Origin of the sequence: Spirosoma aerolatum, assembly GCF_002056795.1 — a bacterium.
GTDB classification, from domain to species: domain Bacteria; phylum Bacteroidota; class Bacteroidia; order Cytophagales; family Spirosomataceae; genus Spirosoma; species Spirosoma aerolatum.
Genome location: NZ_CP020104.1, coordinates 7,290,908 through 7,317,705, shown reverse-complemented (window position 1 = coordinate 7,317,705; position 26,798 = coordinate 7,290,908). Strand labels below are relative to the sequence as shown.

Annotated in this window: 26 protein-coding genes, 1 tRNA gene and 1 riboswitch; of the genes, 16 read left to right on the top strand and 11 right to left on the bottom strand. The window is 48.0% G+C overall.

Annotated elements, in window-relative coordinates; all coding sequences use genetic code 11:
* The first annotated feature begins 146 nt into the window (after window positions 1-146).
* Window positions 147-860, top strand: a complete 714-nt coding sequence (locus B5M13_RS30565; RefSeq protein WP_080059264.1) for a hypothetical protein — start codon at window positions 147-149, stop codon at window positions 858-860.
* A 66-nt stretch (window positions 861-926) separates the two neighbouring features.
* Window positions 927-1,499, top strand: a complete 573-nt coding sequence (locus B5M13_RS30560; protein ID WP_155297358.1) for a hypothetical protein — start codon at window positions 927-929, stop codon at window positions 1,497-1,499.
* Between the two features lie 70 nt (window positions 1,500-1,569).
* Here the strand turns inward: B5M13_RS30560 and B5M13_RS30555 are convergent, their stop codons facing one another.
* Together B5M13_RS30555 and B5M13_RS30550 are read right to left on the bottom strand one after the other, a co-directional pair.
* Complete coding sequence (locus tag B5M13_RS30555) at window positions 1,570-2,046, bottom strand: RES family NAD+ phosphorylase (RefSeq protein WP_080059262.1); 477 nt, start codon at window positions 2,044-2,046, stop codon at window positions 1,570-1,572.
* A gap of 18 nt (window positions 2,047-2,064) precedes the next feature.
* A complete protein-coding gene (locus B5M13_RS30550; RefSeq protein ID WP_080059261.1) occupies window positions 2,065-2,631 on the bottom strand; it encodes a hypothetical protein in 567 nt (188 codons plus the stop codon).
* A 175-nt stretch (window positions 2,632-2,806) separates the two neighbouring features.
* On the opposite strand from B5M13_RS30550, the gene B5M13_RS30545 reads away from it, so the two are divergent.
* The 3 genes from B5M13_RS30545 (at window position 2,807) to B5M13_RS30535 (ending at window position 6,659) form a co-directional block, all read left to right on the top strand.
* Entirely contained in the window at window positions 2,807-4,255 is a 1,449-nt protein-coding gene (locus B5M13_RS30545) for a DUF1800 domain-containing protein (protein ID WP_080059260.1), read from the top strand.
* An 87-nt stretch (window positions 4,256-4,342) separates the two neighbouring features.
* Window positions 4,343-5,554, top strand: coding sequence for a DUF1501 domain-containing protein (locus tag B5M13_RS30540; RefSeq protein ID WP_080059259.1), 1,212 nt, complete (start codon window positions 4,343-4,345; stop codon window positions 5,552-5,554).
* Between the two features lie 160 nt (window positions 5,555-5,714).
* The gene (locus B5M13_RS30535) at window positions 5,715-6,659 is read left to right on the top strand and encodes a sugar phosphate isomerase/epimerase family protein (protein ID WP_080059258.1); all 945 of its coding nucleotides are present in this window, start codon (window positions 5,715-5,717) and stop codon (window positions 6,657-6,659) included.
* On the opposite strand, the gene B5M13_RS30530 is transcribed toward B5M13_RS30535, so the two are convergent.
* The 3 genes from B5M13_RS30530 to B5M13_RS30520 all read right to left on the bottom strand — a co-directional run bounded on the left by B5M13_RS30530 (window position 6,660) and on the right by B5M13_RS30520 (window position 8,437).
* Complete coding sequence (locus tag B5M13_RS30530) at window positions 6,660-7,430, bottom strand: SDR family oxidoreductase (RefSeq protein WP_080059257.1); 771 nt, start codon at window positions 7,428-7,430, stop codon at window positions 6,660-6,662. It lies immediately after the preceding gene.
* Between the two features lie 99 nt (window positions 7,431-7,529).
* A complete protein-coding gene (locus tag B5M13_RS30525) occupies window positions 7,530-8,066 on the bottom strand; it encodes a hypothetical protein (RefSeq protein ID WP_080059256.1) in 537 nt (178 codons plus the stop codon).
* A gap of 17 nt (window positions 8,067-8,083) precedes the next feature.
* Window positions 8,084-8,437: a PadR family transcriptional regulator gene (locus tag B5M13_RS30520; RefSeq protein ID WP_080059255.1), complete on the bottom strand. Its 354-nt coding sequence runs from the start codon at window positions 8,435-8,437 to the stop codon at window positions 8,084-8,086.
* Window positions 8,438-8,629: 192 nt separating this feature from the next.
* On the opposite strand from B5M13_RS30520, the gene B5M13_RS30515 reads away from it, so the two are divergent.
* The 5 genes from B5M13_RS30515 to B5M13_RS30495 all read left to right on the top strand — a co-directional run bounded on the left by B5M13_RS30515 (window position 8,630) and on the right by B5M13_RS30495 (window position 15,450).
* Window positions 8,630-9,973 carry a M16 family metallopeptidase gene (locus B5M13_RS30515; protein WP_080060142.1) on the top strand — a complete coding sequence of 448 codons (1,344 nt, stop codon included), beginning with the start codon at window positions 8,630-8,632 and terminating at the stop codon, window positions 9,971-9,973.
* Between the two features lie 6 nt (window positions 9,974-9,979).
* Window positions 9,980-11,356, top strand: a complete 1,377-nt coding sequence (locus tag B5M13_RS30510) for a M16 family metallopeptidase (protein WP_080059254.1) — start codon at window positions 9,980-9,982, stop codon at window positions 11,354-11,356.
* A gap of 105 nt (window positions 11,357-11,461) precedes the next feature.
* Window positions 11,462-11,672, top strand: a riboswitch (cobalamin riboswitch).
* A gap of 60 nt (window positions 11,673-11,732) precedes the next feature.
* On the top strand, window positions 11,733-13,685 hold the full coding sequence (locus B5M13_RS30505) for a TonB-dependent receptor plug domain-containing protein (RefSeq protein ID WP_245859571.1): 1,953 nt from the start codon (window positions 11,733-11,735) through the stop codon (window positions 13,683-13,685).
* A complete protein-coding gene (locus B5M13_RS30500) occupies window positions 13,682-14,740 on the top strand; it encodes a YncE family protein (RefSeq protein ID WP_080059252.1) in 1,059 nt (352 codons plus the stop codon). The genes B5M13_RS30505 and B5M13_RS30500 overlap by 4 nt, the downstream gene beginning before the upstream one ends.
* Window positions 14,737-15,450 carry a Dph6-related ATP pyrophosphatase gene (locus B5M13_RS30495; RefSeq protein ID WP_080059251.1) on the top strand — a complete coding sequence of 238 codons (714 nt, stop codon included), beginning with the start codon at window positions 14,737-14,739 and terminating at the stop codon, window positions 15,448-15,450. The genes B5M13_RS30500 and B5M13_RS30495 overlap by 4 nt, the downstream gene beginning before the upstream one ends.
* 58 nt (window positions 15,451-15,508) lie before the next feature.
* Here the strand turns inward: B5M13_RS30495 and B5M13_RS30490 are convergent, their stop codons facing one another.
* The 3 genes from B5M13_RS30490 to B5M13_RS33650 form a co-directional block, all read right to left on the bottom strand.
* The gene (locus tag B5M13_RS30490) at window positions 15,509-16,060 is read right to left on the bottom strand and encodes an RNA polymerase sigma factor (protein WP_080059250.1); all 552 of its coding nucleotides are present in this window, start codon (window positions 16,058-16,060) and stop codon (window positions 15,509-15,511) included.
* A gap of 155 nt (window positions 16,061-16,215) precedes the next feature.
* Entirely contained in the window at window positions 16,216-16,488 is a 273-nt protein-coding gene (locus B5M13_RS30485; protein ID WP_080059249.1) for a hypothetical protein, read from the bottom strand.
* Between the two features lie 609 nt (window positions 16,489-17,097).
* Window positions 17,098-17,235: a hypothetical protein gene (locus tag B5M13_RS33650; protein ID WP_155297357.1), complete on the bottom strand. Its 138-nt coding sequence runs from the start codon at window positions 17,233-17,235 to the stop codon at window positions 17,098-17,100.
* A 266-nt stretch (window positions 17,236-17,501) separates the two neighbouring features.
* On the opposite strand from B5M13_RS33650, the gene B5M13_RS30480 reads away from it, so the two are divergent.
* Window positions 17,502-18,050 carry an RNA polymerase sigma factor gene (locus B5M13_RS30480; protein ID WP_080059248.1) on the top strand — a complete coding sequence of 183 codons (549 nt, stop codon included), beginning with the start codon at window positions 17,502-17,504 and terminating at the stop codon, window positions 18,048-18,050.
* Here B5M13_RS30480 and B5M13_RS30475 read toward each other — a convergent pair.
* The 3 genes from B5M13_RS30475 to B5M13_RS30465 all read right to left on the bottom strand — a co-directional run bounded on the left by B5M13_RS30475 (window position 18,042) and on the right by B5M13_RS30465 (window position 21,684).
* Window positions 18,042-19,514: a nicotinate-nucleotide adenylyltransferase gene (locus tag B5M13_RS30475; RefSeq protein WP_080059247.1), complete on the bottom strand. Its 1,473-nt coding sequence runs from the start codon at window positions 19,512-19,514 to the stop codon at window positions 18,042-18,044. The genes B5M13_RS30480 and B5M13_RS30475 overlap by 9 nt on opposite strands.
* A gap of 181 nt (window positions 19,515-19,695) precedes the next feature.
* A complete protein-coding gene (locus B5M13_RS30470; protein ID WP_080059246.1) occupies window positions 19,696-21,144 on the bottom strand; it encodes a S41 family peptidase in 1,449 nt (482 codons plus the stop codon).
* Between the two features lie 186 nt (window positions 21,145-21,330).
* Window positions 21,331-21,684, bottom strand: a complete 354-nt coding sequence (locus tag B5M13_RS30465; RefSeq protein ID WP_080060141.1) for a YraN family protein — start codon at window positions 21,682-21,684, stop codon at window positions 21,331-21,333.
* 180 nt (window positions 21,685-21,864) lie between these two features.
* On the opposite strand from B5M13_RS30465, the gene lipB reads away from it, so the two are divergent.
* The 5 genes from lipB (at window position 21,865) to B5M13_RS30440 (ending at window position 26,645) form a co-directional block, all read left to right on the top strand.
* Window positions 21,865-22,647: a lipoyl(octanoyl) transferase LipB gene (gene lipB / locus B5M13_RS30460; RefSeq protein WP_080059245.1), complete on the top strand. Its 783-nt coding sequence runs from the start codon at window positions 21,865-21,867 to the stop codon at window positions 22,645-22,647.
* A gap of 10 nt (window positions 22,648-22,657) precedes the next feature.
* Entirely contained in the window at window positions 22,658-23,062 is a 405-nt protein-coding gene (locus tag B5M13_RS30455) for a hypothetical protein (RefSeq protein WP_080059244.1), read from the top strand.
* 86 nt (window positions 23,063-23,148) lie between these two features.
* Window positions 23,149-23,886 carry a ribonuclease H-like domain-containing protein gene (locus B5M13_RS30450; protein WP_080059243.1) on the top strand — a complete coding sequence of 246 codons (738 nt, stop codon included), beginning with the start codon at window positions 23,149-23,151 and terminating at the stop codon, window positions 23,884-23,886.
* Between the two features lie 150 nt (window positions 23,887-24,036).
* Complete coding sequence (gene rnr, locus B5M13_RS30445; protein ID WP_080059242.1) at window positions 24,037-26,487, top strand: ribonuclease R; 2,451 nt, start codon at window positions 24,037-24,039, stop codon at window positions 26,485-26,487.
* An 86-nt stretch (window positions 26,488-26,573) separates the two neighbouring features.
* A tRNA-Arg gene (locus B5M13_RS30440) sits at window positions 26,574-26,645 on the top strand.
* Window positions 26,646-26,798 lie beyond the last annotated feature (153 nt).

Genomic DNA, 26,798 nt, shown 5'->3' with positions numbered 1-26,798 from the left:
ACGAGAAAAGAGTGACTAATGTTGCGGCTGGCTTCGAGTAATGAAATTAATTTACATTAACCCGTTAAGCTGATTAATCGTTGTTAGGACTTCCCCTGTGACGGAATACTTGGAGAACGGTCTAACTGGGCTATAAGTAAAGCCGTATGAACTTTTCAAAAATATTATTAGGCTGTTTAGTCCTCCTAAATGGCGGCATAAAAATCAAACAAATCTCTCACTTGCCGCCCCTTTGTATTACCGGTGAGTTTCGATTTGGGGATTTGAACCTACCGTATCCGGCGACAGTGGGACAAATTGCCAATGCATATCACATGCGTTTTGAAAGCGGGACATTTGTAAAAGATACCATGCTTTTTCAGAAACATATCGGACGACCTATTCACTTATATTTAAATCATGCAGGTATGCAGCATAAGTTCGATAGTAATCCCAATGAAACCCCCCAGTCTAACTATGAGCAATCCATTTTAGAATACCGTTTTTTTATATGGGAAAAAGTTTGCTCATTCGATAGCCTTCGTTCAATGATTGAAAAAGAGGCTGGAAAAACATTTCGTGCATTCCCTGCCGCTTCCTATTCGAGTCCTTATTCGCCCTGGCAGCCACTTTTGAAAGGGAGAACGGTATTTGTTTATACGTTGCGCATAAGCGAATGTATGGTCGTTAATCTAACTAATATCCATCAGGCTATTCCAGAGGGTATACCTAACGCCAAAACAGACCCATTTACCTCTGTCGAGTTTATTCTTTACAAAACGGATAAAGAGATTGAGCAAATGTATGAACCGTTTGAGGTTCGGAATAAGGATTTGATAAGGCGCAGAGATTCATTAATCAATTCGTTCAGGAAGAACTAATGTTTGATATTAGTCTGAATAACAGATAAAAAGCCTGGCCTCCGTATCTATAAATAACAAAACTTTATGAAAGGTCTTCTCCTCTCTTGCCTCATATTTATTACGTTGACTGCGTTCGCTCAGCAGAATGGGCCATTTTCCTTTTCGTCTACCGTTGAGTCTACGATAGGAACAACATCCCCCATGGAGTTTATTGGCGAGCAGTTCTATAAGCGGGCTACCGGGTTGGATACATGCTGTGTTTTTGCAATTGGCTCGGCTAAATTTACAGTGCACGATAAGAAAATAGATAATATTTCCATATCCGTCGGTATTCCCAACTACTTAAGCCCTATACTGCAAGAATCCATACAAGCGTCCGCATCGTTTTGGGAACTAAAAAAACCTTATAAAGTGGTTACCATCATACTGCCAATTTTAATTTACCCCGCTAAAATCTGTTCTGCCGAAAACTATCAGGATAGTATTCTATCTTCTTCAGCTAATATGTTAATCTATCACGATGAGCATAAAATTAATGACGTAAAGCGCTATAATTATCGGCATTTGGCCAAAGGAGCTGAAACCGGAACCATTCTTCCGCCTTTACTGATCAAAGGACAAACTATAGATGTTTATCCTGCAAGGCGTCGTAATTAGTCTAGGGTATAGCTAATGTAAAACCAGCCACATCGGTAAGGTGTGGCTGGTTTGTTTTTGCCTGACGTGATTACGAATCCGAACTCGTCCATAGGCGCTTGTCCAGTGCAATATCCATCTCGCCGGTTATTGTGATTGTTTGGTAAAGTGGATGTTGAGGGTGCAGCAAGACGTTGTACGACAAATCCATCACGGCCGAAGGGACACCTAAACCGAAGTCGACAGGATGTTGGAGCCACTCCCTGAGAACTTGCTGGGTGATAGGTAACGCTGTTGGGTGCGCCCAATCGGCGGGTAAAAAATCGGGTTGAATCCAGCGGACTTCACCATCGGGTATGTCGAGCGTAAAGAGCCGTAGGCGGGGCAGTTGGTCATAGCTTACTCGTGGAAAATGAACCATTGTTTCCAGCAAAGCCAGCGCGGGCGATGTAGACGTGTACAGAATGCCAACGCCGGGTGGATTCCAGCGTCCACCTGCTATTTCTGCGCCGATAACCGATAAGGGGTCATGCCAATAGGGCTCTTTTAAAATACGATAAACCTTCACGCAGCCTGATGAGTACTGTTAGCTAAACACACCCGCTTCGATACGAGTAAACACATTATCGACCAGCTTACAACCTGTAACAGTATCCAGCAGTGATAATGGGGTTGGATAAGGACGGGCTGCCGACGCTTCGGGCTGAGAGCGGGGTAAAGACTGAGTATGTCTTTGGGCCGACAAGTCAGGTGGCCCCTGTTTCGTACCCATCTCGGCAATCGGTTTGGGTGTATATGGGCTTTGGGGCGGTGCAAATCCAACTTCGGGTGTAGCGAGTTCGGCCAGAGGAGTTCGTAGCCAGGTAGTAAATACCGCTTGTTGATGATCAAAGACGTCAAGCCCATGAGTAAACAGCTTTTCTAACAACAACAGTCGTTCGGAAAGCTGGACCGACAAATCGCCCTGATGCTGATTGTACAGATTCCGTTCGGTAATGCCTAAAACACCCGCGATCTCTTTCTTGGTTAAGCCACCCATAGCTGCTATTTGATCAATTCGAGTACGCGGTAGCCGTAGGCGAGCCTGTAGAATAAGATCACTGGTAGAGAAGCCCCAGCCCGATGAGGAATGATGAGCAATGTTTATAGCCATCCTATGAGGAATTTTTTCACTAATATAACTGAATTTTTTCAAGTTTGATTCTATAGACTCTGCTTGGGTAATGTAGTATTCTCCATGCGTTGCCACATTAACACAATTTTAACAACTTGATGTTAAACCTTTGGTTTTCTGTGTAATCATACAGGCTCAACTGTTTTGCGTACGGATGGAACTATTCACAAAAAGCAGCCAGGATATGGCCCGGCTACGATACCTCTACAGTCGGGCCGGGTTTGGCGCTACGCCAGCCGAGTTGGCGGAAGCGTCGCATAAATCGTTGCGTAAGGCGGTTCGACAATTGTTTAAGGACAGCGAGGCCATAACCGATTTACAGGTGGTGACACCGGATCAGAACGAGACAAAAAAGCAACTCAAGGGCATGTTTCAGAATGGGCAGCTCGACCGGAATATGCTCAAGGAACGGATTCGGGAAAATGCCGAAAAAGTGCGTGACCTGAATCTGCAATGGCTCGACCATATGGCCACGGGTAAAGCCGCCCTGCGTGAGAAAATGGCGCTGTTCTGGCATGGTCACTTCGCCTGTCGTACACAAGGGCGCAATCCGCTGTTTATGCAGCAGTATGCCAACGTAGTCCGCCAGAATGCGCTCGGTCGGTTTGGCGATTTGCTGATGGCCGTTTCGAAATCTCCGGCGATGCTTCAGTTTCTGAATAACCAGCAAAACCGCAAGAATGCCCCCAACGAAAACTTTGCCCGTGAGGTGATGGAGTTGTTTACGCTGGGGCGGGGTAATTACTCGGAACACGATATCAAAGAAGCCGCCAGAGCGTTAACGGGCTGGCAATTTACGCCCGAGGGCCAGTTTATTTTCCGCCAGCAGGTGCACGATGATGGAGAGAAAACCATCTTCGGCAAAACGGGTAACTTCAACGGCGACGATGTGATTGCGATGTTGCTGGAAAACAGGCAGACGGCCCGATTCATTACGGCTAAACTGTACCGATTCTTTGTCAACGAGACGGAAGACGCCAGACGGATCGATGAGCTAGCCGACCAATTCTACAAAAGTGGGTACGACATTGCCGGACTGATGGAGACGATCTTCAATGCCGACTGGTTCTACGACGTTAAAAACATGGGGGCGCATATCAAATCGCCGGTCGAGTTGTTGGCTGGTATTCGTCACACATTAGGTGTACAGTTTGAGCAACCGCAATCGCAGGTGTTTGTACAGCGAACGCTGGGCCAGATTCTGTTTTATCCGCCCAACGTAGCAGGCTGGCCCGGTGGTAAAAACTGGATCGATTCGTCGAGCCTGTTGTTCCGAATGCAATTGCCTGGTTTCATACTAAAATCGGCCGAAGTTACTGTTCAGCCCAAAGATGAGGGCGATATAAATGCGCAGCAGTTGGCGCGTAAGGGAGGAAACCGTTTTCAAACGAAGGTCGACTGGGCCAGCTTTGAATCGGCCTTTGCCAAAACCCCCGACGCCGACCTGACCGATGCCATTGCGAGCACCTTGCTGCCCTTTCCGCTTCGTCCCGAACAACGCAGCGTAGTCGAACACCCGATCAAACCCAGTCAGTCGCGTTCTGAACGCATTCATACCCTCACCGCAGCGCTCATGAGCCTGCCGGAGTATCAGCTAACCTAATGGCGCAATAGTGAATGAGTGAAAGAGCGAAAAATAGCTTGAGTAAGTTTTCGCTCTTTCACTCATTCACTATTGCGCTCTTTAACTATGAACCGTCGAAACTTTCTTAAACAATCGGCTTTTACGACAGCGGGAACGATGTTGATTCCGCATTTTCTGAAGGCCTATGAAGCCCAGATGTTGGGTCAGCGACTCGCATCGAACGGTAAAATTCTGGTAGTGGTACAGCTTTCGGGCGGAAACGATGGCCTGAACACGGTAGTACCTTACCGCAATGATATTTACTACCGTGAACGGCCAACCATTGCCATTCGCCCCGAAAAAGTGCTGACGCTGAACGATGAAATCGGTCTGCACCCATCCATGACGCCGTTGAAGGCGCTCTACGATGAGGGGCTGGTGACGGTGATCAACAATGTAGGTTACCCCAACCCGGATCGATCCCATTTTCGGTCGATGGACATTTGGCAGACGGCCAGCGATTCCGACAAGTATTTGCGAACTGGCTGGGTAGGGCGGTATCTGGATGCAGCCTGTGCCGGGAAAGCGCAGCAGCCGTTCCGCACGATTGAGGTGGATGATACGCTAAGTCTGGCGATGAAAGGGGCCGAATTGAATGGATTGGCCGTTTTAGATCCCAAAAAGCTCTACAGTCAGACGCGAAGTGGGTTAGTGACCGGGCTCAATAAAGAGCATAAGGCCAACACTCAGGAACCCGAATCGGTCGCGTATCTGTATAAAACCCTGGCCGAAACGGTATCATCGGCCGAATATGTTTATGATAAAGCTAAAGTTTATACCACTACGGCATCCTACCCAACAACTGAACTGGGCAATCGACTTAAGGTTGTATCGCAATTGATTCAGTCGGATGTGGCAACGAGTGTATATTATGTGTCGATCAGTGGTTTCGATACGCATATCAACCAGCCGGGGCAGCAGGAGCGACTATTGGGCCAGTATGCCGAAGCTGTGGCGGCCTTCATGAATGACTTGAAAGCTACTAATAGGCAGAACGATGTGCTGTTGATGACGTTTTCGGAGTTCGGACGTCGGGTAAAGCAAAATGCCAGTAACGGTACCGACCACGGTACGGCCAACAATGTATTCCTGATCGGGGGCGGATTGCCCTCCAAACGTGTCCTGAACGAAGCGCCTAATCTGAACAAACTGGATGAGGGCGACCTACGCTATTCCATCGATTTTCGCCAAATCTACGCCACTCTTCTCCGCGACTATCTGGGTGCCGACGATGTGGCTATTCTCGGCCGCAAGTTCGATGGTGTCAAGATTGTCTGAAGCTACGTAGAGTAAAGAGCGAAAGAGTGAAAGAGTGAATTATTGGCGCTGGCTCTTTTTCGCTCATTCACTCTTTCGCTCTTTACTTTGCGTAGCAGTAGGTTTGGGCCGTTTTCGCATTTAGTAGGCAGTGCTAAACCGCCTGAATGCTCTATTGTTCATGACCCAATCTGTTTCCCGTCGCCAAACCTTAGCCGCTCTGACCGCTACCGTTGGGGCCACCCTTGCGCCAAAATCATCCGACGTACTGGCTGCGCCGACCGCCCAATCGCCATTTACGCTATGCCTGAACATGAGTACCATCCGAGGGCACAAGCTCGGGTTTGTGAAAGAGCTGGAAGTTGCTTCCAAAGCGGGCTTTCGTTCGGTCGAAATATGGATTGAAACCTTACAGTCCTATTTGAAAGGTGGTGCCAGTGCGGCCGATGCCCGCAAAGTGCTGAGCGATACAGGAATAAAGGTCGAGAATGCGATTGGCTTTGCGCCCTGGATCGTCGATAACGATGCTGACCGCGCCAAAGGGCTTGACCAGATGAAGCGCGAAATGGAAATGCTGGCCGAAGTCGGTTGTATGCGCGTAGCGACGCCACCCATCGGCGCGCAAACGCCCAACAGTCCTAAAATCGACCTGTATAAAGCTGCCGAGCGCTATCGGGCTATTCTCGAATTGAGCGATAAAACGAAGGTCATTCCGCAACTTGAACTGTGGGGCTTTTCGCCAAACCTGAGTCACCTGGGCGAAGTGATGTTCGTCGCCATCGAAAGTGGGCACCCGTCGGCTCGTGTACTGCTTGATATTTACCACCTCTACAAAGGCGGTTCAGGGAATACTATGCTGCCCCTGGTTGGGAAGTCAGCCATCGAGGTATTTCACGTCAATGATTACACCGCCGACTTTACCCGCGAAAAAATCACCGATGCCGACCGCGTATTCCCCGGCGACGGCATAGCGCCCATCAAAGAAACGCTCCGGTTAATCAAGCGCCCGGATAAGCCTATCGTGCTATCACTGGAAGTGTTCAACAAAGCCTACTACGCCCAGGAAGCACAAACCGTAGCCAATACAGCCATGGCGAAAATGAAAGCGATGGTGGCAGGGGTGTAATTAATACGCCCATGCCATCAAGCCACCATCGACTGATATAGTTTGGCCCGTTACGTAACCCGATGCGGGCATACTCAGAAACGAAACTACCGATGCCACTTCTTCTGGTTCACCAATTCGGCTCATCGGTGTTCGTTTCAGTATACCGTTCAGTTTCTCGGGATTCGTCAATACGGGCGTGGCTAACGGTGTTTTGATATACCAGGGCGCTACCGCATTGACCCGAATGCCATCCGGTGCCCATTCGACCGCCAGATTACGAGTTAGTTGCAAAAGGGCCGCTTTGCTCATTCCATACAGGGAACCACTACTAGTATGCGCCAGACCCGATACCGACGAGATAAAAACAACTTTCCCATTGCCCGACGCTTTCAGCAGCGGATAAGCTGCCTGCGTAAGTTCATAGGCTGAGCGAAGGTTTGTATTCAGGATATGGTCGTACTCGGCTGGACTGTATTCGGCGGTGGGTTTGCGAATATTGGTTCCGGCATTGTTGACCAGAATATCCAGGCCTCCCCAGCTAGCGTGAACTTTTTCGATAACCTGTGAAGCCGTATCGGGCTGGCTGACATCGATTGCCAGGCCATCTACTGTATAGCCTTGTTGCCGATACCCGATTAGTTGTTGCTGGAGTAAGTCAGGATTACGGGCCACGATGAAAACCGAAGCGCCCAAGTCGAGAAACTGCCGGACGATTGCTTCGCCAATCCCTTTAGTGCCACCTGTTACGAGCGCACGCTGGCCTTTGAGCGACCAAATAGGTTGAGTCATATACGTTTGAATTTGAAGACTGTAGGTTGATGTTAGCCGACGTGCATGCTGTGGTATTGGCCAACTTCAGACCTCAAACTACAGACTTCAAACCGTAAATTACAACTCGTCTTCGCCATCGGGTACGGTTTGCCAGCGTTCCTGTTTCAGAAAATACAGAACGACAGCTACAGAAACAGCACCTACTCCAACCAGCCAGACCATCCCCCACGGACTCCAGTACGACCAGGTTTTCTGACTGATCAGATGCAGAAACGCAATCATCATCAGCCCAAGCCCTAAAGCACCAAACAATGCATAGACCAGCGTTCGGTTATAGGATTGCCGCATGGCATAAGCGCCGTACGATTTATTTCGGAACTGAAACAGGATATCATCCAGGGTGGCTTCGGCGAGTTGGGCGTCGGCCAGTGTTAGTTCACGCTGGTAGAGCTTGCGGAGTTTTTGAACCGATTCGGCGTTGGCCTCCATCAGTGTTTTGTGCATGGCTGCTTCAAAGGGAAGGCCAATCCACATATAGTGCTCAACTTCACAAATTAGATGATCCAGTAACTCAGTAAACAGTTCGCCGGTAAGGCCACTTTGAAGTAGATAGGTATAAAGGCGGTCAATTTGCTGGGGTGTTAGCTTTTCCATAAACGTAACAGGCTAAATCAATGGCCATAGGCTATTGATGGAGGGGTTTGAAATAGTTGCTGCATATAGTCGACGAAACGTTCAAACTCAGATATTTTCTGAAGGGCTACCTCATTGCCACTGTCGGTCAGCGAATAATACTTCCGCAGCCGCCCTTCCACTTCTATGGATTCAGTTATCAACAGCCCTTCCTGCTCCAGTTTGTGCAATACGGGGTACAGCGCACCAAATGTTAGGGTAAGTTCCCCTTTGGTACGCTCTTTTACGGCCTGTGTGATCTGATAGCCGTACATCTTATCCTTTTCGGAAAGGAGTTTTAGTACAATAGTCTTTAATGTTCCTCGTAGAAATTCACTACTGACGGGTTCCATATACCTGCTGCAAATAGCCTTGATTAGTGTTACGAATATATATAAGAAAATTAAATATACAAGTAAAAGGTATTATTTTTTGACAGTATTAATATGATTTGAATTTTTTAAAATCATGTCAATCCTGTCAGAAGACCTTTGGTGCTCCCCGGTTTCGCTGTTATTTTTAGCCTTTTCCAAGCTAATTTTCTCATGAACAAACGAACCGGGCTGTTGGCTGGCCTGATACTGTCGACTAGTGTCGTGCTGGCCCAGAATAAGCCCAAACCGGAGGACGTTCAGACGTTCACGCTTAAAAACGGCATGAAATTCATGGTCCTGGAAGACCATTCGATTCCCAATGCCAACTTCTACACCTTCTGGCGAGTGGGTTCCCGTAATGAAGTGCATGGTATCACGGGCCTGTCGCATTTCTTTGAACACATGATGTTCAACGGGGCAAAAAAATACGGTCCTAAGCAGTTCGACCGGGTTATGGAAGCCAATGGCGGCTCCAACAATGCCTATACCACCGAAAATACGACCGTGTATACCGACTGGTTTCAGAGTGGTGCCCTCGAAACGATTTTTGATCTGGAATCGGATCGGATTCGGGATTTAGCCATCGACCCGAAGATGGTGGAGAGCGAGCGAGGAGTTGTACTGTCGGAGCGGAGTACGGGGTTAGAGAATAGTAACTATCGGGTTATCAGTGAGCTGGTGCAGTCGGTAGCGTTTGTGGAGCATCCGTATATGTTTCCTGTCATTGGCTTCGAGTCGGATATAAAAAAATGGACGCAGGCTGATCTGGAAAAGTATTTTAAAACATACTATTCGCCCAACAATGCAGTGGCCGTGGTGGTGGGCGATGTGACAGCAGCTCAGGTGAAAAAGCTGGCCGAGCAATACATTGAGCCGATTCCGGCCCAAAAGTTGCCGGATAGCCTTCGGACAGTGGAGCCACCTCAGAACGGAGAACGTCGGGCTACAACCTACAAAGACATTGCTACCCCCAATATTCTGCTAGCCTACCATACGCCGGCTACCCGTCATCCTGATTATTACGCGCTCGATCTGCTCAGCGGGGTACTCAGTTCAGGAAATTCGTCCCGGCTGGTGAAGTCGCTTGTCCTCGATTCAACCATTGCGTCGCGGGTGTTTTCCAATATGGATCAATCGTTCGACCCAAGTCTGTTTTCGATCTATGCAATTGCTGCCAGCGGTATTTCGGCCGAACAACTGGAGCGGTCGGTATTGCATCAGATCGATAAGGTCGTCAATGAAGGGATTACGGATGTAGAATTGCAAAAGCTCAAGAACCAGAAGCTGATGGAGTTTTATCATACGATGGAAAGCATTAACGGAAAGGCCAATTCGCTGGGAACCTACGAGTTGTATTTCGGGGATTACAAGAAATTATACGAAGCCCCCTCACTGTACGAGAAAGTAACGAAAGAAGATGTCCAGCGTGTTGCCAAAACCTATCTCACCGCCCGGAATCGAACGGTAGGCTATTTACTACCTGAGCCCAAAACGAATCCGTCGAAAAACAATTAAGCCACAATGAGAAATTTATCGTTTGTATTTCTTGCCATACTGGTAGCAGGTACGTCGTGGGCACAGACGTTCAAGGTGCCGCCTTACCAGAAATTCAAGCTCAAAAATGGGCTGACTGTGTACCTGATGGAGCAGCATGAAGTTCCGTTGATCAATGTATCGGCGGTGTTCGATGCGGGCGCCGTGCAGGACGGTAATCGATATGGGTTATCGAATATGACGGCCGAAGCGCTCCTGTTCGGTAGTTCCAAATACACCAAAGCTCAACTGGAAGAAAAAGCCGAGTATGTAGGGGCCAATATTGATACCTATGCCGGGAAAGAGGTGGCTAAGTTGTCGGCATCGTTCGCCGTAAAAGATCAGGATTTGCTGTTCGATATCCTTCAGGATGTGATTACCAAACCAACCTTCGATCAGGCGGAGTTCGACAAGTACAAACAGCGTCAACTGCTTCAACTGACGCAACAGAAAGAAAGTCCACGCGGGGTTATCAATTCCTATTTCAACCGATTTGTGTACGAAGGGCATCCGTATGCGAACCCGATTACCGGAACGCCAACGGCAGTTTCGGTAATCTCAGCAACCGATGCCCGGCAGTTTTATCTGAAAAACTACACCACCGACCGAGCGGCTATTGCTGTGGTGGGCGATTTCGACACGCCTGCTATGAAAAAGCGTATCACCGATTTGTTCGGTAGCTGGAAAACGGCTGCGGCTACATCACCCAGGCTAACTGAACCGACGGTTGCTTTTGATAAAAGCCGGGTGTTGCTGGTCAATAAGGACGATGCCCGCGAAACTACATTTTTGATTGGCGGCAAAGGAGTTACCCAAAATAACCCCGATTTTATTCCGGTTACGGTGGTGAATACCATTCTGGGTGGGCGGTTTACCTCCTGGCTCAACGATGCCCTTCGGGTTAATTCGGGGCTTACCTATGGAGCTGGCAGTCGATTTGCGACCTTTCGGAACAGTGGCACCTTTGCCATTTCGACCTTTACCAAGGTAAGTACCACTACACAGGCTATCGATATGGCTCTGATGGTGCTGGATAGCCTACACAAGACGGGGATTGACGAAAAAACGCTTTCGTCCGCTAAAAACTACGTCAAAGCTGACTTTCCTCCCCGGTACGAATCGGCATCTGAGCTGGCCAATCTGCTGACGGATATGTTCAGTCTGGGCTTCGACGAATCGTTTATTAACAACTTCCAGAAGAATGTGGATGGACTGACCGTGGCCAAAACCCGTCAGATTATCGATCAATATTTTCCAAAAACTAACCTTCAGTTTGTGTTGGTTGGCAAAGCCGACATCATCCGCGATAAGGTGAAAAAGTACGGAGCCGTTACCGAAAAAGAAATCAAAGCCGACGGTTTTTAAGGTAACGGGGGTGGTAACCCGCGCAGTACAGATACATCGGGTATTTCTATCTTACTCTGTGCTGCGCGGGTTACCACCCCCGTTACATTTTACAAAATTCTCTTACCTTTGCCCTGAGTTTTCGGTGCCTGATGTCGTTTCGTGGCGACTTTCAAGGCTTAAAAGGGAAGTTTGGTGAAATGCCAGCGCTGTCCCCGCAACTGTAAGTCTCTCAAAAAGTCGATTCATACTCCGTGGCCACTGTGCTGATTATCAGCGCGGGAAGGTTCGAATCGATGAGACGAGCCAGGAGACCTGCCGACGACCATCCGCTGTTCTGGCGTTCGGAGGAAACGCCCTGGCCGCGTGCTGATATTGCACACTTGATGTAGTTATTTTGAAAACGCAAGCCCTTCGCTGCTGGGTATTGGGGTGGTTTGTCGGCTTTGTAGCCGGGCAACCAGCCGCTGCACAATCCGATTCGGTCACAACGAGTCGATTATCGAATGCGGTATCGCTGTCGGCGGTGACCGTACGGGCTATTGCGCCTGAGCGGTTCCTGGCTGGGCAGAAGCTCCAGCGTATCGATTCCACGACCTTGCTTCAATTCCGGTTTGCATCGCTTACGGATGCGTTGGCGTTTAATACACCATTGGCGTTCAAAAATTATGGACCGGGTCAATTGGCAACGGTATCGTTTCGGGGTACATCGGCTAATCATACGGCGGTACTCTGGAATGGCATCAATATCAATCAGCCCAATCTGGGGCAAACGGATTTTTCGACACTGCCCGTTGCAGGATTTGACCGATTAGCTGTACAATATGGCTCGTCGTCCAGCGCCGTTGGGTCCGACGCGGTGGGTGGGAGTATTTTGCTGGGGAATACGCCCAGTTGGCAGCCGGGTATTCGTCTGACAGTCGGCCAGCAACTCGCCAGCTTTCGGAACAGCCAGACGCAACTTGGCGCACAGTATGCATTGCCTTTGGGGGCAAGCTGGAAACTATCGGGTAAGTCGCTGGTTTATCGGTCTCAACTTAATAACGAGTATCCATATACTGAACGCCAGCACTACTTTCTGGAACCATCCACAACGGGGCAGCGGGGCCTTATTCAAGACCTGGCTTTTCTGCATAGAAGTGGTCGGCAGTTATCCATTAATGCGTGGTTCACTGATAATGATTTGATCCAGTCGCCACAGGATACCCTGGCCCGTGAACGCACCCGCACACAATCGGCCCGACTGCTGGCAACGTACGAAGCCAACCGAACAACCATTCGAGTTGGCTGGATTCGCGATATACTGGATTATGCAAAAGGCAACCTAAACGAGCCCAGCCATACGCAGACCGACCGATTCATTACCCGGATTGAACGAGAATTTGCCCTAAAATCGACGATACGCTATCAATTAACCCTTCGAACCGGGGCCGAATGGTCGCATTACGGGACCCGGACAGATGGTTATGGCGGCCAGTTGATTGAGGAAGATCGGGCCGATCTATATGCTCTGTTTCGTTTTCAGACCACCCGCTGGCTGCTATCGGCCAATGTTCGGCAGGCGTTTGTAACACGCTTCAATCCGCCCATTACACCATCAGTGGGGGCCGAATACCAGCTTGTACAGCAGAAACGCTTTACACTGACGGCCAAAGGAGCTGTAAGCAGGAGCTATCGTGTGCCAACGCTAAATGAACGGTACTGGGTGGACTTAGGCAATCCAAACCTCTTGCCCGAAAACGGCTTGAATCTGGAAACCGGACTGACAACCGCAGGGGCTTTATCGGATCACCTCAACCTGACTGCCGAGTTGAGCGCTTATCGAAACCGGGTCGATAACTGGACTTACTGGAATCCTGCGACGAACTATCATGTCGAAAATCTACAACTGGTCGTTGCACGCGGCCTTGAATTGACTACGGGCCTGACCTATACACAGGCAAGCTGGAAAGCGGGAATACGGCTGGGGTACGCGTTTACGCGCTCATCGCAGGAGCGGGCATATGATGCCTATTCGCAGGATGTGATTGGCAAGCAATTGGTGTATGTACCCCTGCATTCGGGTACTCTGAATGCGCATCTGCAACAGGGACGGAGCCGCCTTAGTCTGCAAATGCAGGCTAATTCGCGTCGGTATACCACGTTCGATAATAGCCAGTTTTTTAAAGGGACGATGCTGGTTAACGTAATTTTGGAACATTCCATCAACTGGCAGTTTATGCCGGTTCGGATACAGGGCCAGGTGAATAATGTATTCGATACGCTTGTGCTGGGCGTAAAACGGAATGCCATGCCAGGCCGAAATTGGGCAATCAATCTGATTATTAATTTTCCTTCTAATACACAATGAAAAAGCAATGGATCAAGTCAATGGTAGTTGGGCTGGTGGCCCTGAGTGTCTGGAACTGTAAGACCTCAGATCCTGAACCAACTCCCTATGAATCAGGTGTGTTTATTCTCAACGCGGGTAATTTTTCCAGCAACAATGGGAGTGTTTCGTTTTTATCACGCACTAGTCAGACCGTTGCCACCAATATTTTTCAGACCGCCAACCCATCACTGGTGTTGAGTGGCGGAGTACAAGGCTATACCGAAGTAAATGGGAAAGGATTGATTCTGGTCGATAACAATACAGCCGGGCAGGATAAAGTTGAGATTGTCGACTATGCTACATTTAAATCACTGGCTACCCTAAAAACACCAGACATTGAAAATCCCCGGCAGGTTATTCAGGTTGGGCCTAATAAAGCCTATATAAGTTGCTGGGACGTTTCCGGTGATTTTAGCGCAGGTACCTTTTATAAAGATCCGGGGTATATCGCCGTAGTCGATCTGAACACCCGTACCGTTACCAAGAAAATAGCGGCTATAAAAGGGGTAGAAAATATGGTGGTTGTCGGAACGGAAGTCTTTGTGGGCAGTAATGCATACAGTGGGAATAAAACTCTTATGGTGATTGATCTGACTACTGATTCAGTAAAAGAGCGGATTGATTTTGGATCAGCGCCCGAGCCTATAGCCGTTGACGCGAATAATAAACTATGGCTTCGGGCGGGTAATGCGCTGGTTCGGGTGAATCCGTCAACGCGGGGTACGGAACAGCGACTAACGTTTTCCGAAGCTCCCGGCTCTGTAGTGATCAGCACGGATAAACAGGCTTTTTACTATACGTTGGGTGGCAAAACCTACCAGATTTCGATTAATGCTACCAGTGCTACAGGTACGGTGGTCATTCCCCGTTCGTTCAGCACATTAGGCGTTGATCCCCAAACCAAACGCATTTATGGTACGCAGAATCCGCTTCTTTATACACAGGCTGGGTATGTGATTCGATACGAATCGTCCGGTGCATTGGTTGATTCGGTAAAAGCGGAAATTGCTCCTTCTGGATTTTATTTCCGATGAAACGACAGCGGGCGATTATGAATTGGAGCGGAGGCAAAGATTCGGCATTGGCGCTGTTTCATAGTCTCCGTTCTGGAGCATGGACTATTGAAGGATTGCTCACCTCCGTGAATGAGCAGTATGGCCGGGTAAGTATGCATGGGGTTCGGATCGGACTCCTTGCCTTACAGGCCGAGCGCCTGGGGCTACCCCTCCATAGGCTACAATTGCCTGGAGATGTTTCGATGGAAGAATACAATACCCGGATGTATAACGTGCTGCAGCCGTTGCAACGGCTGGGCACTACGCATGCCATTTTTGGGGATATTTTTCTGGAAGACTTACGCAGCTACCGAGAAGCCCAACTGGCAAAGGTTAATCTAAAAGGCGCATTTCCGCTCTGGAAACGTAACTCAACCGATTTGGTCCGTGAGTTTGTCGATCTGGGATTCAAGGCTGTATTAGTTTGCATCAATGAAGCCTATCTGCCAGTCGAGTTTCTGGGACGGGAACTGAATATGGACTTGCTGAACGACCTGCCCAACTACGTTGATCCTTGTGGAGAGAATGGGGAATATCATTCGTTTGTGTATGATGGGCCCATTTTCTCAGAACCTGTTGCGTTTCGAAAAGGCGATGTTGTCCGACGAACGTATTTGCCTTCAGCTGGTACCGATCAAACCTGGGATAGCGGCTTTTGGTATCAGGATCTTTTATTGGAGGACCTGTGATATGTATATCAGCGTTGGCAACGGGTCAGGGCGCCACATTCCAAACCTCGATACCCGCTTAGCCTATAAATGGTTGCTGGCAGTAACGGTAAATTCGCTCCCGGCTACGTTTTAGCCGCATCTTAACCGCACTGGGCTTTATTTTGTAGACTTGGGCAATTTCATCAATTGTTCGGCCGTCTTCGTACTTCATGCGAAGAATCGTCTGTTCATCCGTCGTAAGGGTTGCCAGGGCCTGCTTTACTAATTGGAGTGTCTCTTCCTGTACGTGGTTGTCTTTCGAGTCGGCCATAGATTGTTCATGGCCTTCGGTAATGGATGTAACATTCATCCGCTTTGACAGGCGCATCTGGTCGGCACAGTAGTTGAAGGCAATGGAATAGAGCCAGGTAGAGAAGCTGGATCGTTCCTGAAATGCGTTGAGTTTGGTAAAGGCTTTCAGGAAGATATCGTGAGTAAAATCTTCGGCTTGCTCAGAGTGTTTGGTCATTTGAAGGCATTGCTGATAGACTTTGCCAACATAACGGTTATATAAGGTTTCAAAACAATGGTCGGATTTAGTAAGGAGGTGGGCCCGAATCATTTCTTCATCAGATAAAGAGCTTTTCATAGGATAAGAGACAAGTTGCAGTTACATTTTAGGTAATAAATTTAAGAATAATATCAATTTTTGTTTCTGATTACGCTGGAATCGTATATAAGGTTGACAGTAATTTATTAAACGGTTTTGTTTGCTGGCTAATAAGTTAATACAGTGGTCTGTGACTAACTCACAGCATTTTGTCCCATTTGTCGAGCTATGAATTGGAGGCTACGGGCTTGCCGATCGGGCGTACGGGCATCAAAGGCCAGTTTTTCAACGCTCGACAAAGGAAGTATCCAGCTTTGCATATCGGCGTTCCATTCGCTGGAGCAGCGCATAATCTCCTCAAAGTCAGATTCACTCCATTTTTCAAGCGAGTACAGTTCAGCCAGTCGTTTTCGTTGATAGTGAATAATTTGAGTTACCTCTTTAGGGATTGACTGATTCGTTTTCATAGCACATTAATGGCCTTGTCCTGGAAAAGCGCAAGCAAATCCAACGCCAAACCAATAGAGATCTGATGGGGAGTTGCTTATTCTCTGCCCTAAGACGGCTCTATCAGGCATAAGCCAACGCAGATTTAATGAACAAGTAAGACTCATGAAGCCAGAAAAGTAACATATAGGAGAAGTGAATAATTGGAAGGTATATTGTTTAAAGGCCATTCTATCCTCCTTTAAAATTAAAACCGCCTGTTGTTGTGTATTGCCATAGTAGGCGGTTGAGAAGGAATTTTGTTGAGGGCAAATGAATTGATTTAAGCTATTGGGTTATGTACGATAATCGATATAGGCCACCTGTTATTGTGCGAATACCACTCATTATGTATTCTATGTGGTGTTTTAAAGGATAGGGGCTCAACTTGGAGGGATCAACCACAAGAATTCAGTAAAAAGGTGTCTGGAAAAATAAACCGACTAATAATCTCACTGTTTGTTCTGGCTGGTTTTTTAACTGGTTTTATACTCTATTGTGGCGTTTTAATTCATTGGGCACAAGCCATTTTAGGTATCAGTAGATACTGGCCTTCTATACAGTTTGTGGCAGAAACACTCTTTCTGGTGTTATATACCGCTCTGGGTATCCGATTCTGCCTGGGTAGGATCGATCGATTTTAGCCCAATAAATTCCTCCGTTCCGGTACGTATCGCTTCGTCAGCATGATCATTGACCATGCAATGGTTCTCATTCAGAATAGTCACCCTATTCAGGATAAATACAGAGCCTTCCGAATGGATGTAGTGGAAAGTAGAAAGGCTGTTTCTTGCTCTGGAAGATTGATGCTTTGAATATGAGACGTTTGATGGGAGATGGTTGTGATATAAGTAACCAACAGTGTCAGGCTAGGTGTACCACTTAATATATTTTTTGTACCCAACTGCGTCTCTTGTCGTCATAGACTCATTATTTATAAAACCCATAAATTCTATGAAAGGTCTTTCACATTTATCGCATAGGTCATTTTTTGATGAATACCTTATTGACAGACGAGGAGATGATTCGGCAATACTTGAGCAGCCAACCGCAGAAGTGTTTCGAAACGCTTTATAGCCGTTACGTAAATAAAGTCTATCGACGTTGCTTGTCTATGACCAAAAGTAGCGAGCAAGCCGAAGATTTTACCCATGATATCTTCCTGAAAGCCTTTACCAAACTCAACGCATTTCAGGAACGATCCAGCTTCTCTACCTGGCTCTATTCCATTGCCTTCAACTACTGTGCCGACCAGATGCGTGCTGGCAAACGATTTATTGCTTCATCTGTTGAAGAGAGTTTAAGGCATGACATGGCTGACGAACAGGAATCGTCGTTTCATGAAGAAGCCATTTTGTTTGTCAAACAGGCAATGGCTACTCTGTCAACGACTGAACAAGCCCTGCTGCAACTGAAATATGAACAGGATATGAGCATTGATGAAATTGCCCAAATCTATCAGTTGACGCCCAGTGCGGTTAAGATGCGATTGAAACGTAGCCGCGACAAAATTTATCAATTGTATAATGGGCAATCAGCTTGAGGCTGCCTGCTCTTCAACCTGCTGTTGACGAACCTGCTGACCGATAGGTACGTATTCAATTTCGCAGGGATATCCGAATAGGCAGTTGGCTTTAATTTGTTCGGCTACGCGCTCAGGTACCATAGCTTCCCAGCCGTCTTCACCTTGCTGAATCATTTCGAGTACATGGTCGGTGGAGATGTGCAGATGCTGTTCTTTGTAGTCGGTAATATCTTCGATTTTGTCATTGCGAACCAAATACTGGAATAGCGGCTCCAGCGTAGGGGGGAGCTTAAACTCATTACAGGTATAAATGGCGCCTTCTTTCAGGGTTGGGTAAACGAATAGCTTTACTTTCCGACTGAAGAGCGTGGCAAATGATTCCAGAATACCACCAGGTAAAAATTCATAGTGGCTTTCCTCGAAAATATATTCCAGATTGGGAATACCAATTACCAGGCCAATTTTTAACCGGGTCAGTCGGGCCAGGTACGCTACCAGTTTGTAATATTCCAGGTAATTGGAAATCATAACCGCCTGACCCATTGAGCATAGGATGTCGACCCGATCCAGAAAGTCTTTCTCATCAATTCCCTGTTCGTTGGCTTTTAGGTTATGCAATGTTAACTCGGCCAGGGATACAACGCGATTTCCGTCTACATCGGGCTCATCCTTAAACTGCTTCAACCCGTTTTCAATCATATCTAACTGCACATTCGTCAGAGGGCGTAACCGGCCCCGCATCACGAGGATGTGTTTTTTGTAGAGTGCTTCGGAGGGCTGCATTACCTGACCATCCGGACCGAACAAAGCTGCATCGGTAAAGCCGTTTTTGACCAGATGAAGGCTCATCAGACGGTTGTCGACTTCCACAAAGTCGGGGCCGCTAAATCGGATCATATCAATCTGAATCCGCTCGGGAGCCAAATCATCCATCAGCGACAGAACAAGTGTTTCAGGCGATTTAGCGTAGTAATAGCACCCATAAATGAGGTTTACACCAATAACCCCCAACGCCTGCTGTTGCAGAATATTTTCGTTATCGAGCATTCGAACGTGAATGATTACGTCGTTATACCCAGCTTGGGGGTTTAGCTGGAATCGGCAGCCAATCCAGCCGTGTGCATCGTTGGTCTTCTGATAATTGAGGGCAACAACAGTATTGGCAAAGGCGAAGAATGTCGTATCAAGCCCTCGTTTTTCAGCCAGCCGTTTCTCCAGCAGACTGTACTCTTTGTTGAGCATTTTAACGAGTCGTGACTCCACGACATACCGCCCACTTTCTTCTACGCCATAGATTGAGTCACTAAACGTCATGTCGTAGGCCGACATGGTTTTAGCAATGGTTCCCGATGAGCCACCGGCCTTAAAAAACATAGCTGCCGTTTCCTGACCTGCGCCAATCTCGGCAAACGATCCATAAATACGACGATCAAGATTGATGCGTAATGCTTTCTGTTTGGTACCTATATTCTTCTCGTACATGGTGTTGTAGCGAATTGCCTGATGATAAAGTTACAGTATTAAACAGCAAAAGCAGCCCCGAAAGCCGCTTTTGCTATAAAATAATCCAATTTTAACCGTTTTTCACCAGAAGCTCTTTTCATAAGAAATTATGTCGATAATAGCCTATCTGATAATAGCCAAAAAACATCCTGCAATTGTACTATTGGTTAGGTACGATGTCTGTAATAAACATATTCCCTCCACCAGCTTTACTGTCGATTGATGAGCCAATGGGTACAACATCACTGTCGGTTGAGGCAGCCCGGCGGGCCATACGCATACCCGTTATCTGGAAAATGGCTTCACCCAGCAAAGGTTCTGTCAGATCGCCTAGTGTTTTCCAGCTGTTTTTGCGAGGATCAGGCTCCGTTACTCGTACGGTTGGTGTAAATCCTCCGGCATAATCCGTAAAACCCTGTGCATTTGCCGATTTAAAGGTGATGGGTTGAATGCCCCATTTGATTCGCTTGTTGGCGTCAGAAATGGTAATTGAGCCCACATTTTTCCCAACCGTTGTGGTGCCAATCGTGTTGACCGTCATGAAAGGTTTTAGCCCATTGATCACTAACTCGCTGGCCGAAGCCGTACTGCCGGTGGTCAGAATAAATACACGGCTAAGGTTAGCCCCAATGGCGGTGGACTTGGTTAGAAAGGTTTGGTTGTTCCAACCCTTGCCGTATTTTTTATCTCTCTCATCGGTTTCAATACTGTTCCATTTCTGGGTGTAGTATACTTTCGATGCATCGATATTTTTACCGATCAGGCTCGCCAGATTAATGGATGAACTGACATAACCGCCCCGATTGTACCGCAGATCAAGAACCAGTTCGTTAACGCCCTTTTGCTTGAATTTGTCAAAGATCGACTCCATTTTCAGATCATACGCATTGTCGGAACTGCCATCGGCTTTGTTGACGCCCCTAATAAATTGATTGTAAACAATATAGCCAACCGTCTTATTGCCAATGGTATAGGTAGTATCGAGCAGAAAAGGGTCTGACTGAAACACCACAGCATTGACCTGTTTAGTCTGGTCACTGTCGGTTAGTGTGCCGTTCACCAGCGTAGCAAAACCAAACACATACGAATCGGCATTACTGGAAAGCAGGGTTTGGTAATTGTTCTTTGATAGTAATTCACCGTTCACTTTTGAGATCACATCCCCCCGTTTGATGCCCGCTTTGGCGGCAGGTGAACCCGGTTGCACATAAAGTACCACCGCAATAACCCCCGTATTCGATGCATCCCGATAATACAGACTGTATTCCATCCCGGTCGTTTTCGACTGTCCATTCAGCGACGCTTTTAACTCATCGGCACTTTGCTGAATCCAGGAGAACCGATCCCGGTCGATGTTTGCCGTATTCGTATAATCGTATAAAAGGGTATAGAAGTATTTGTCGGGCGTTAGCGAGGTATCGGTCGTTGCGGGGATTTTGTCGTTCCAGAAATAAGAATGTTGCATGTTGGCCAGTATCCAACTGTTTACCTCGCCATTACTAGTAGAGCCCGAAGGCGTAATGTCTGACTCTTTCTTACAGGAGGTCATCAAAAACACGCCAGCAGTTAGCCAAAGCAGTGCCGTCCGCCCGATAGGAAATATATTCATAAAGATGTGTTGATGCATTGTTTAGGTTCTTACTATCTAACGAAAATTATGCCTAAATGATTTACGGAAAGGTTGTTAGGGGGTAATTTTCATCTGGCAAAATCAAACCGCGAGGACGCAATAGGTGCCAGGATACATGAACCGCTTCCGGGTAACTATTGCGTCCTTGTGGTTTAATAAAAAAATTCAACTGAACGCGTCTTCTATATGCTTTATCTGTAGTTGACTGCCGGAAAGCGTAACCGCAATAATGTCAAATCGGACATCGAATGGCCAGTTGGTGTTGAAAATGTAGTGTTCGGCGGCTTTCATAACCAATCTAGCCTTGGTATACGAAACAAATTCTTCGGGATTGCCGAAGCTGACATTGGTTCGGGTTTTTACCTCCACAAAAACCAGCAGTTTCCCTTTCTGCGCAATCAGATCGATTTCTGCATGCTGGTAGCGGTAATTCCAGGCCAAAATTTCGTAGCCTTTTTCGCGTAAATACCGGGCGGCTTCTACTTCGCCCTGTTTGCCGGTTTCATTGTGTTGGGCCATTGATGCCGTGTTGTGCATTGAAAACCGTTAGACGAAGTATGGACTCTTTAGACACCAATACCCGTAGAAAAGAGCAATACCCATATCCATGTCTGGACAGTACCAAATTGCGGCACATCGAACGAAACAGAGGGAGACGGTTGTTAACCAATTGATGGATAGTTTTTCGTCCTGAACGTGATGAATAGTCGAATTAATAAACAAGTTGAGGTTCGTGACCTGGGATTGATTGAGTACAAGACAGCCTGGGATGAGCAGGAGCGGTTGTTTGCTACTATTGTTGACCAGAAGCTGGCTAACCGAGCCTGCCCCGTCGATGCGCAGCAACTAACACCCAATTACCTGCTGTTTTGTGAACACCCGCCCGTATACACCATGGGAACCAGTAGTCATGCCGAGCACCTGCTGATGGACGAAGCGCAACTGGCTTCGGAGCTGGGGGCAACGCTGTTTAAAATTCGGCGGGGGGGCGATGTTACCTTTCACGGGCCAGGGCAGCTTGTTGGGTATCCAATCCTGGACCTGGACAATTTTTTTACTGATATTCATCACTACATGCGGTTGCTGGAAGAAAGCATCATTCGAACAGTAGCCGAGTATGGACTGAAAGCAGGCCGGATCAATGGGCTGACGGGCGTTTGGCTGGGGCAGGAGGCCACTGGGGACGAAAATGATGGACCTGCCCGCAAAATCTGTGCAATGGGGGTAAAAGCCAGCCGTTGGGTAACTATGCATGGGTTTGCCTTTAATGTGAATACAGATTTGCGTTTTTTTAGCCATATTGTTCCCTGTGGCATTGCCGATAAGGCCGTCACCTCGCTGGCGCTCGAACTGGGTCATGAAGTGCCGTTAGCCGAAGTTGCTACGTACGTTCAGGATCACATGGCCACCTTGTTTGAGATGGAATTGATTGGAATACAGCGTGGAGCCAACCGCCAAAGCGACTCCGTTGCGCTGTGTTGAGTAGATAAGTATGAAAAAAGACATTAATTTTTTACCCGTTGAGGGGGTACAGGTTGTGATCGCCCGAAAGGAGGCTCTGACTGGCGGTTACGACTGGCAGGTGTTTTTAATCAACCAGAACGATGTGCCCATCAAGACGGTGTTCGTAACATCAAGGGGATATGGTAAGAAAGATGAGGAGGAGCAAAAGACCTCAACCCTGCGTCATTTCTTTGTTGAAATCATGCCGGGTGCTCATGAAGTTGTTGAAACGATCATGCCCGATGTGTTTCACCTCAACAATGAGTATTGGGTGAGCTACTTTATTGGTGATCAGATTTTCGATAAGAAGTTTATCTTCGTGCCCGACAGTATCGTGGAAGAAAACCTCATCACCATTCCTGCCTTGGGTCTGGAAGGGATTTTGCACGATTAAGTAGCGCGGGTAGGCTGGCGAATCAGTATCTTGTCCGCCATATCGTCCTAGCGTTAACATTGCGGACAGAATGTCCGCCTTACTATATGCCTCAGCCCGTCTCCTGGAAACGTCGTTTAAAAAATCTTCTGTTTATTGATCTCAAAACAGTAGCGGGTGAGCCGTCGCTGCTGGCCGTTGATCCGAGACTACAGCGGCAGTGGGAAGAAAAAAGCCGATTCTTTAAAAACGACGACGAATTGTCGGCGGCTGGCTGGTATGATCGACGGGCTTCGTTTTTTGCTGAGTTCGGTAAGATCATCTGCATCAGCGTCGGTGGGTTGTTTTTCGATGACGACGATAAGCCCCATCTGAAAATCAAGCTCATCAGCAACGACGACGAGTTACCCATTCTTCAGGAGTTTCTGACCATTGTCAATCGCTATCCGCCCGGCGAACTTACCCTGTGTGCACACAACGGCAAGGAGTTTGACTTCCCATTTCTGTGTCGTCGGCTGATGGTCAATGGCCTGCCCCTGCCGCCAGCCTTGCAGATTGCCGGCAAGAAACCCTGGGAAATACCACATCGCGATACGATGGAACAGTGGCAGTTTGGCGATAAACGGCATTTTGTGCCCCTCGATTTACTGGCGGCTGTGTTAAATATTCCTACGCGCCCACTGGAGTGGACCGGCGACCGCACCAGCGAAGTGTATTACCGTGAACACGACTGGGCCCGCATCGAGCAGTATGCCCGCGATTCGATGGTGATGCTCGTTCAGGTCTATTTAAAAATGCTGGGAGCACCGCTCGTAGCGGAAGAGCACATTGTGCTGAGCGACTAAAATGGGGTTTGAGCAGGTCAGACCGCCAAACCAGAGCCACTGAGAGCAGACAGAATGTCGATACGTATTCTAATAGCTCTGTGTACTCAATGCGCTGAGTTTACATCACTATAAACATTTAAGCCTGCTTTTCGAGTTAGGCAAAGAAGTATGAGAAACGGAAAACCAAAACAAAATAAATATGCCAGGCCCAGCTCGGGCTCGTCGTATACGGCGCGCCCTCGTGAAAAGGGCCTGGAAAAATCGAAGACGAGGCCCATTCATCAGGCCGACTCTTTTCTGGATGAATTGAAGAACGACCTGATGGCGTTTTTTCAGATTAACGACGACCGGGCGTTTACGCAGGATGAGTTATTGGACCACTTCGGTGTGCATGATCGGCGAATGAAACTGATTATGCATGGACTGGTTGGTGAATTGGCCGAAGAAGGGTCTATTGTACGTCAGCCTAACGGGAGTTATCGGGCCGATGCCGATGCTAATCTGATTGAAGGTGTAGTCGACCATGTAAATTCCCGCTTTGCCTTTGTGCTCCCCGCTACAGCGGATGGCAGCCGGGGCGACCGTGACGATGATATCTGGGTATCAACCGACGATCTGGCTGGTGCTGTCGATGGCGACCGGGTGCGGGTTATTCGCTTTACGGATTCACGTAATCGCGGCCGACGCATTGAAGGAAAAGTAGTCAGTATTATTGAACGGGGCCGCACTGAACTGGTTGGTCGCATTGAAGTCTGGCCGACCTATGGATTTGTTTCGCCGGATAGCAAAAAGATTTATGAAGACATCTTTATTCCGAATGATAAACTAGGTGGTGCCAAGAATGGGGAGAAAGTGATTGTTCGCTTAATGAAATACCCGGATGCCGAAAGCCACAAACAGCAGTTTGAAGGCGAAGTGATTACGGTGCTGGGTGTGGCTGGGCAGAATAATACCGAAATGCACGCCATTCTGGCCGAATTTGGCTTGCCAATCGTTTTCCCTGCCGAGGTAGAACAGGAAGCCGAAGCCATTCCTACGCAGATTCAGGAGGATGAAATTGCCAAACGGCGGGATATGCGTGAGGTGACAACCTTTACCATCGACCCCGTTGATGCCAAAGACTTCGATGATGCCCTTTCGGTAAAGGTGCTCGACAATGGTAACTACGAAATAGGCGTTCACATTGCCGACGTTACACACTACGTTCGGCCCGGTTCGAAACTGGAGGCCGAAGCCTACAAACGGGCAACATCGGTGTATCTGGTTGATCGGGTCGTGCCGATGCTTCCCGAAAAGCTTTCGAATGGGCTATGCTCCCTTCGTCCCAACGAGGATAAGCTCACGTTTTCGGCCGTTTTCGAATTGACTCCCGATGCCAAAATCAAAAACGAATGGTTTGGCCGGACAGTCACGCATTCGGACCGTCGGTTTGCCTATGAAGAAGCCCAGGAAATTCTGAACAATGACCGGGGCGATTTTCTGGAAGAACTGCGGCTCTTGAATGAGTTGGCCTATAAACTCCGCGACGAACGGTTCAAAAATGGCGCCATCAACTTCGAAACGGTTGAAGTTCGGTTCCGGCTGGATGAAAATGGCGTTCCTCTAGCCGTTTACCCCAAAATTCGGCAGGATACTAACAAACTCATCGAAGAGTTCATGCTTCTGGCCAACAAACGGGTAGCTGAATACGTGCATTCGTTGTCGAAACGAAATAAGAATGGCGAAGAAAACACGATGGTCTATCGGATTCATGAAGGACCGGACGAAGAAAAGCTGAAGGTGTTTTCCGATTTCGCCCGCCGATTAGGGTATAAACTGGCTGTGGATGAAGATCATTTATCCGCTTCCATGAATCGCTTTATGGAGAGTATCGAAGGACGGCCCGAAGCTGGAATGTTGCAGCAACTAGCCGTTCGAACCATGTCGAAGGCCCGCTACAGCACCGAGGATATTGGCCACTTCGGACTAGCCTTCCGTCGGTATTCGCATTTTACATCACCTATCCGTCGGTATCCCGATATGATGGCCCATCGGCTCTTGCAGCATTATCTGGATAAAGGCAAACCAGCCGATCGGGAAGAATACGAAGAAAAGTGTCGTCATTCATCGGAGCGTGAACGAATGGCGGCCGAAGCCGAACGAGCCAGCATCAAATACAAGCAGGTCGAGTTCATGAGCCGTATGGACCCCAATCAGGTTTTCGAGGGCGTTATTTCAGGCGTTACCGAGTTTGGTATTTTTGTCGAGATCATCGAAAATAGTTGTGAAGGGCTGGTTCGGATGCAGGACCTGAACGATGACTATTACGAGTTCGACAAGGATAACTACCGGATTGTAGGCGTTCGGCACAAGAAGATCTACACCTTTGGCGATCCGGTGGTGATACGGGTAAAAGAAACGAACCTGGCCCGCCGAAGCATGGATTTTGCCCTGGTAAATGATAAGTCGGATCGCGGAACAGAAGGGGAAGGCCGTTTTGACGTCCGGGAGCGTGAAAGTAGCCGATCGTCTGGTTCGGGTCGGTCGCGTAGTACGGCGAAACCGGCTATCAAAGCCAAGCGGAAAGAAGGTACGGCAGCCAAAGGTCAAAACCGCCGGGGTGGTCGTGGGCGTCGATAACGCCAAAACGCCTAAAGACTTCCAGAGGTGAACTTGTTTTTTAGCGATGGAATGTACTATCTTTGCAGTCCGAAACTGGAATGTCTGCTCCCGTAGTTCAATGGATAGAATTATGGTTTCCGGTACCATCGATAGGGGTTCGAATCCCTTCGGGAGCACACAAAGTAAATAAAGGCTAATTCGCATTAGTAAGCTTTTGCTTATAATCAGCGAGTTAGCCTTTATCCTTTATCGAGCTTTATTGAAAATAATAAGGTTTGGTAAAGCTCATCCGTCCCCTGTTCCGTCCCCTGTATTTATTTTATTCGTAA

Coding starts and splice junctions, on each gene's coding strand:
- B5M13_RS30565 (WP_080059264.1), top strand. CDS start 147: ATGAACTTTTCAAAAATATTATTAGGCTGTTTAGTCCTCCTAAATGGC.
- B5M13_RS30560 (WP_155297358.1), top strand. CDS start 927: ATGAAAGGTCTTCTCCTCTCTTGCCTCATATTTATTACGTTGACTGCG.
- B5M13_RS30550 (WP_080059261.1), bottom strand. CDS start 2,631: ATGGCTATAAACATTGCTCATCATTCCTCATCGGGCTGGGGCTTCTCT.
- B5M13_RS30545 (WP_080059260.1), top strand. CDS start 2,807: ATGGAACTATTCACAAAAAGCAGCCAGGATATGGCCCGGCTACGATAC.
- B5M13_RS30540 (WP_080059259.1), top strand. CDS start 4,343: ATGAACCGTCGAAACTTTCTTAAACAATCGGCTTTTACGACAGCGGGA.
- B5M13_RS30535 (WP_080059258.1), top strand. CDS start 5,715: ATGACCCAATCTGTTTCCCGTCGCCAAACCTTAGCCGCTCTGACCGCT.
- B5M13_RS30530 (WP_080059257.1), bottom strand. CDS start 7,430: ATGACTCAACCTATTTGGTCGCTCAAAGGCCAGCGTGCGCTCGTAACA.
- B5M13_RS30525 (WP_080059256.1), bottom strand. CDS start 8,066: ATGGAAAAGCTAACACCCCAGCAAATTGACCGCCTTTATACCTATCTA.
- B5M13_RS30520 (WP_080059255.1), bottom strand. CDS start 8,437: ATGGAACCCGTCAGTAGTGAATTTCTACGAGGAACATTAAAGACTATT.
- B5M13_RS30515 (WP_080060142.1), top strand. CDS start 8,630: ATGAACAAACGAACCGGGCTGTTGGCTGGCCTGATACTGTCGACTAGT.
- B5M13_RS30510 (WP_080059254.1), top strand. CDS start 9,980: ATGAGAAATTTATCGTTTGTATTTCTTGCCATACTGGTAGCAGGTACG.
- B5M13_RS30500 (WP_080059252.1), top strand. CDS start 13,682: ATGAAAAAGCAATGGATCAAGTCAATGGTAGTTGGGCTGGTGGCCCTG.
- B5M13_RS30495 (WP_080059251.1), top strand. CDS start 14,737: ATGAAACGACAGCGGGCGATTATGAATTGGAGCGGAGGCAAAGATTCG.
- B5M13_RS30490 (WP_080059250.1), bottom strand. CDS start 16,060: ATGAAAAGCTCTTTATCTGATGAAGAAATGATTCGGGCCCACCTCCTT.
- B5M13_RS30485 (WP_080059249.1), bottom strand. CDS start 16,488: ATGAAAACGAATCAGTCAATCCCTAAAGAGGTAACTCAAATTATTCAC.
- B5M13_RS30480 (WP_080059248.1), top strand. CDS start 17,502: ATGAATACCTTATTGACAGACGAGGAGATGATTCGGCAATACTTGAGC.
- B5M13_RS30475 (WP_080059247.1), bottom strand. CDS start 19,514: ATGTACGAGAAGAATATAGGTACCAAACAGAAAGCATTACGCATCAAT.
- B5M13_RS30470 (WP_080059246.1), bottom strand. CDS start 21,144: ATGAATATATTTCCTATCGGGCGGACGGCACTGCTTTGGCTAACTGCT.
- B5M13_RS30465 (WP_080060141.1), bottom strand. CDS start 21,684: ATGGCCCAACACAATGAAACCGGCAAACAGGGCGAAGTAGAAGCCGCC.
- lipB (WP_080059245.1), top strand. CDS start 21,865: ATGAATAGTCGAATTAATAAACAAGTTGAGGTTCGTGACCTGGGATTG.
- B5M13_RS30455 (WP_080059244.1), top strand. CDS start 22,658: ATGAAAAAAGACATTAATTTTTTACCCGTTGAGGGGGTACAGGTTGTG.
- B5M13_RS30450 (WP_080059243.1), top strand. CDS start 23,149: ATGCCTCAGCCCGTCTCCTGGAAACGTCGTTTAAAAAATCTTCTGTTT.
- rnr (WP_080059242.1), top strand. CDS start 24,037: ATGAGAAACGGAAAACCAAAACAAAATAAATATGCCAGGCCCAGCTCG.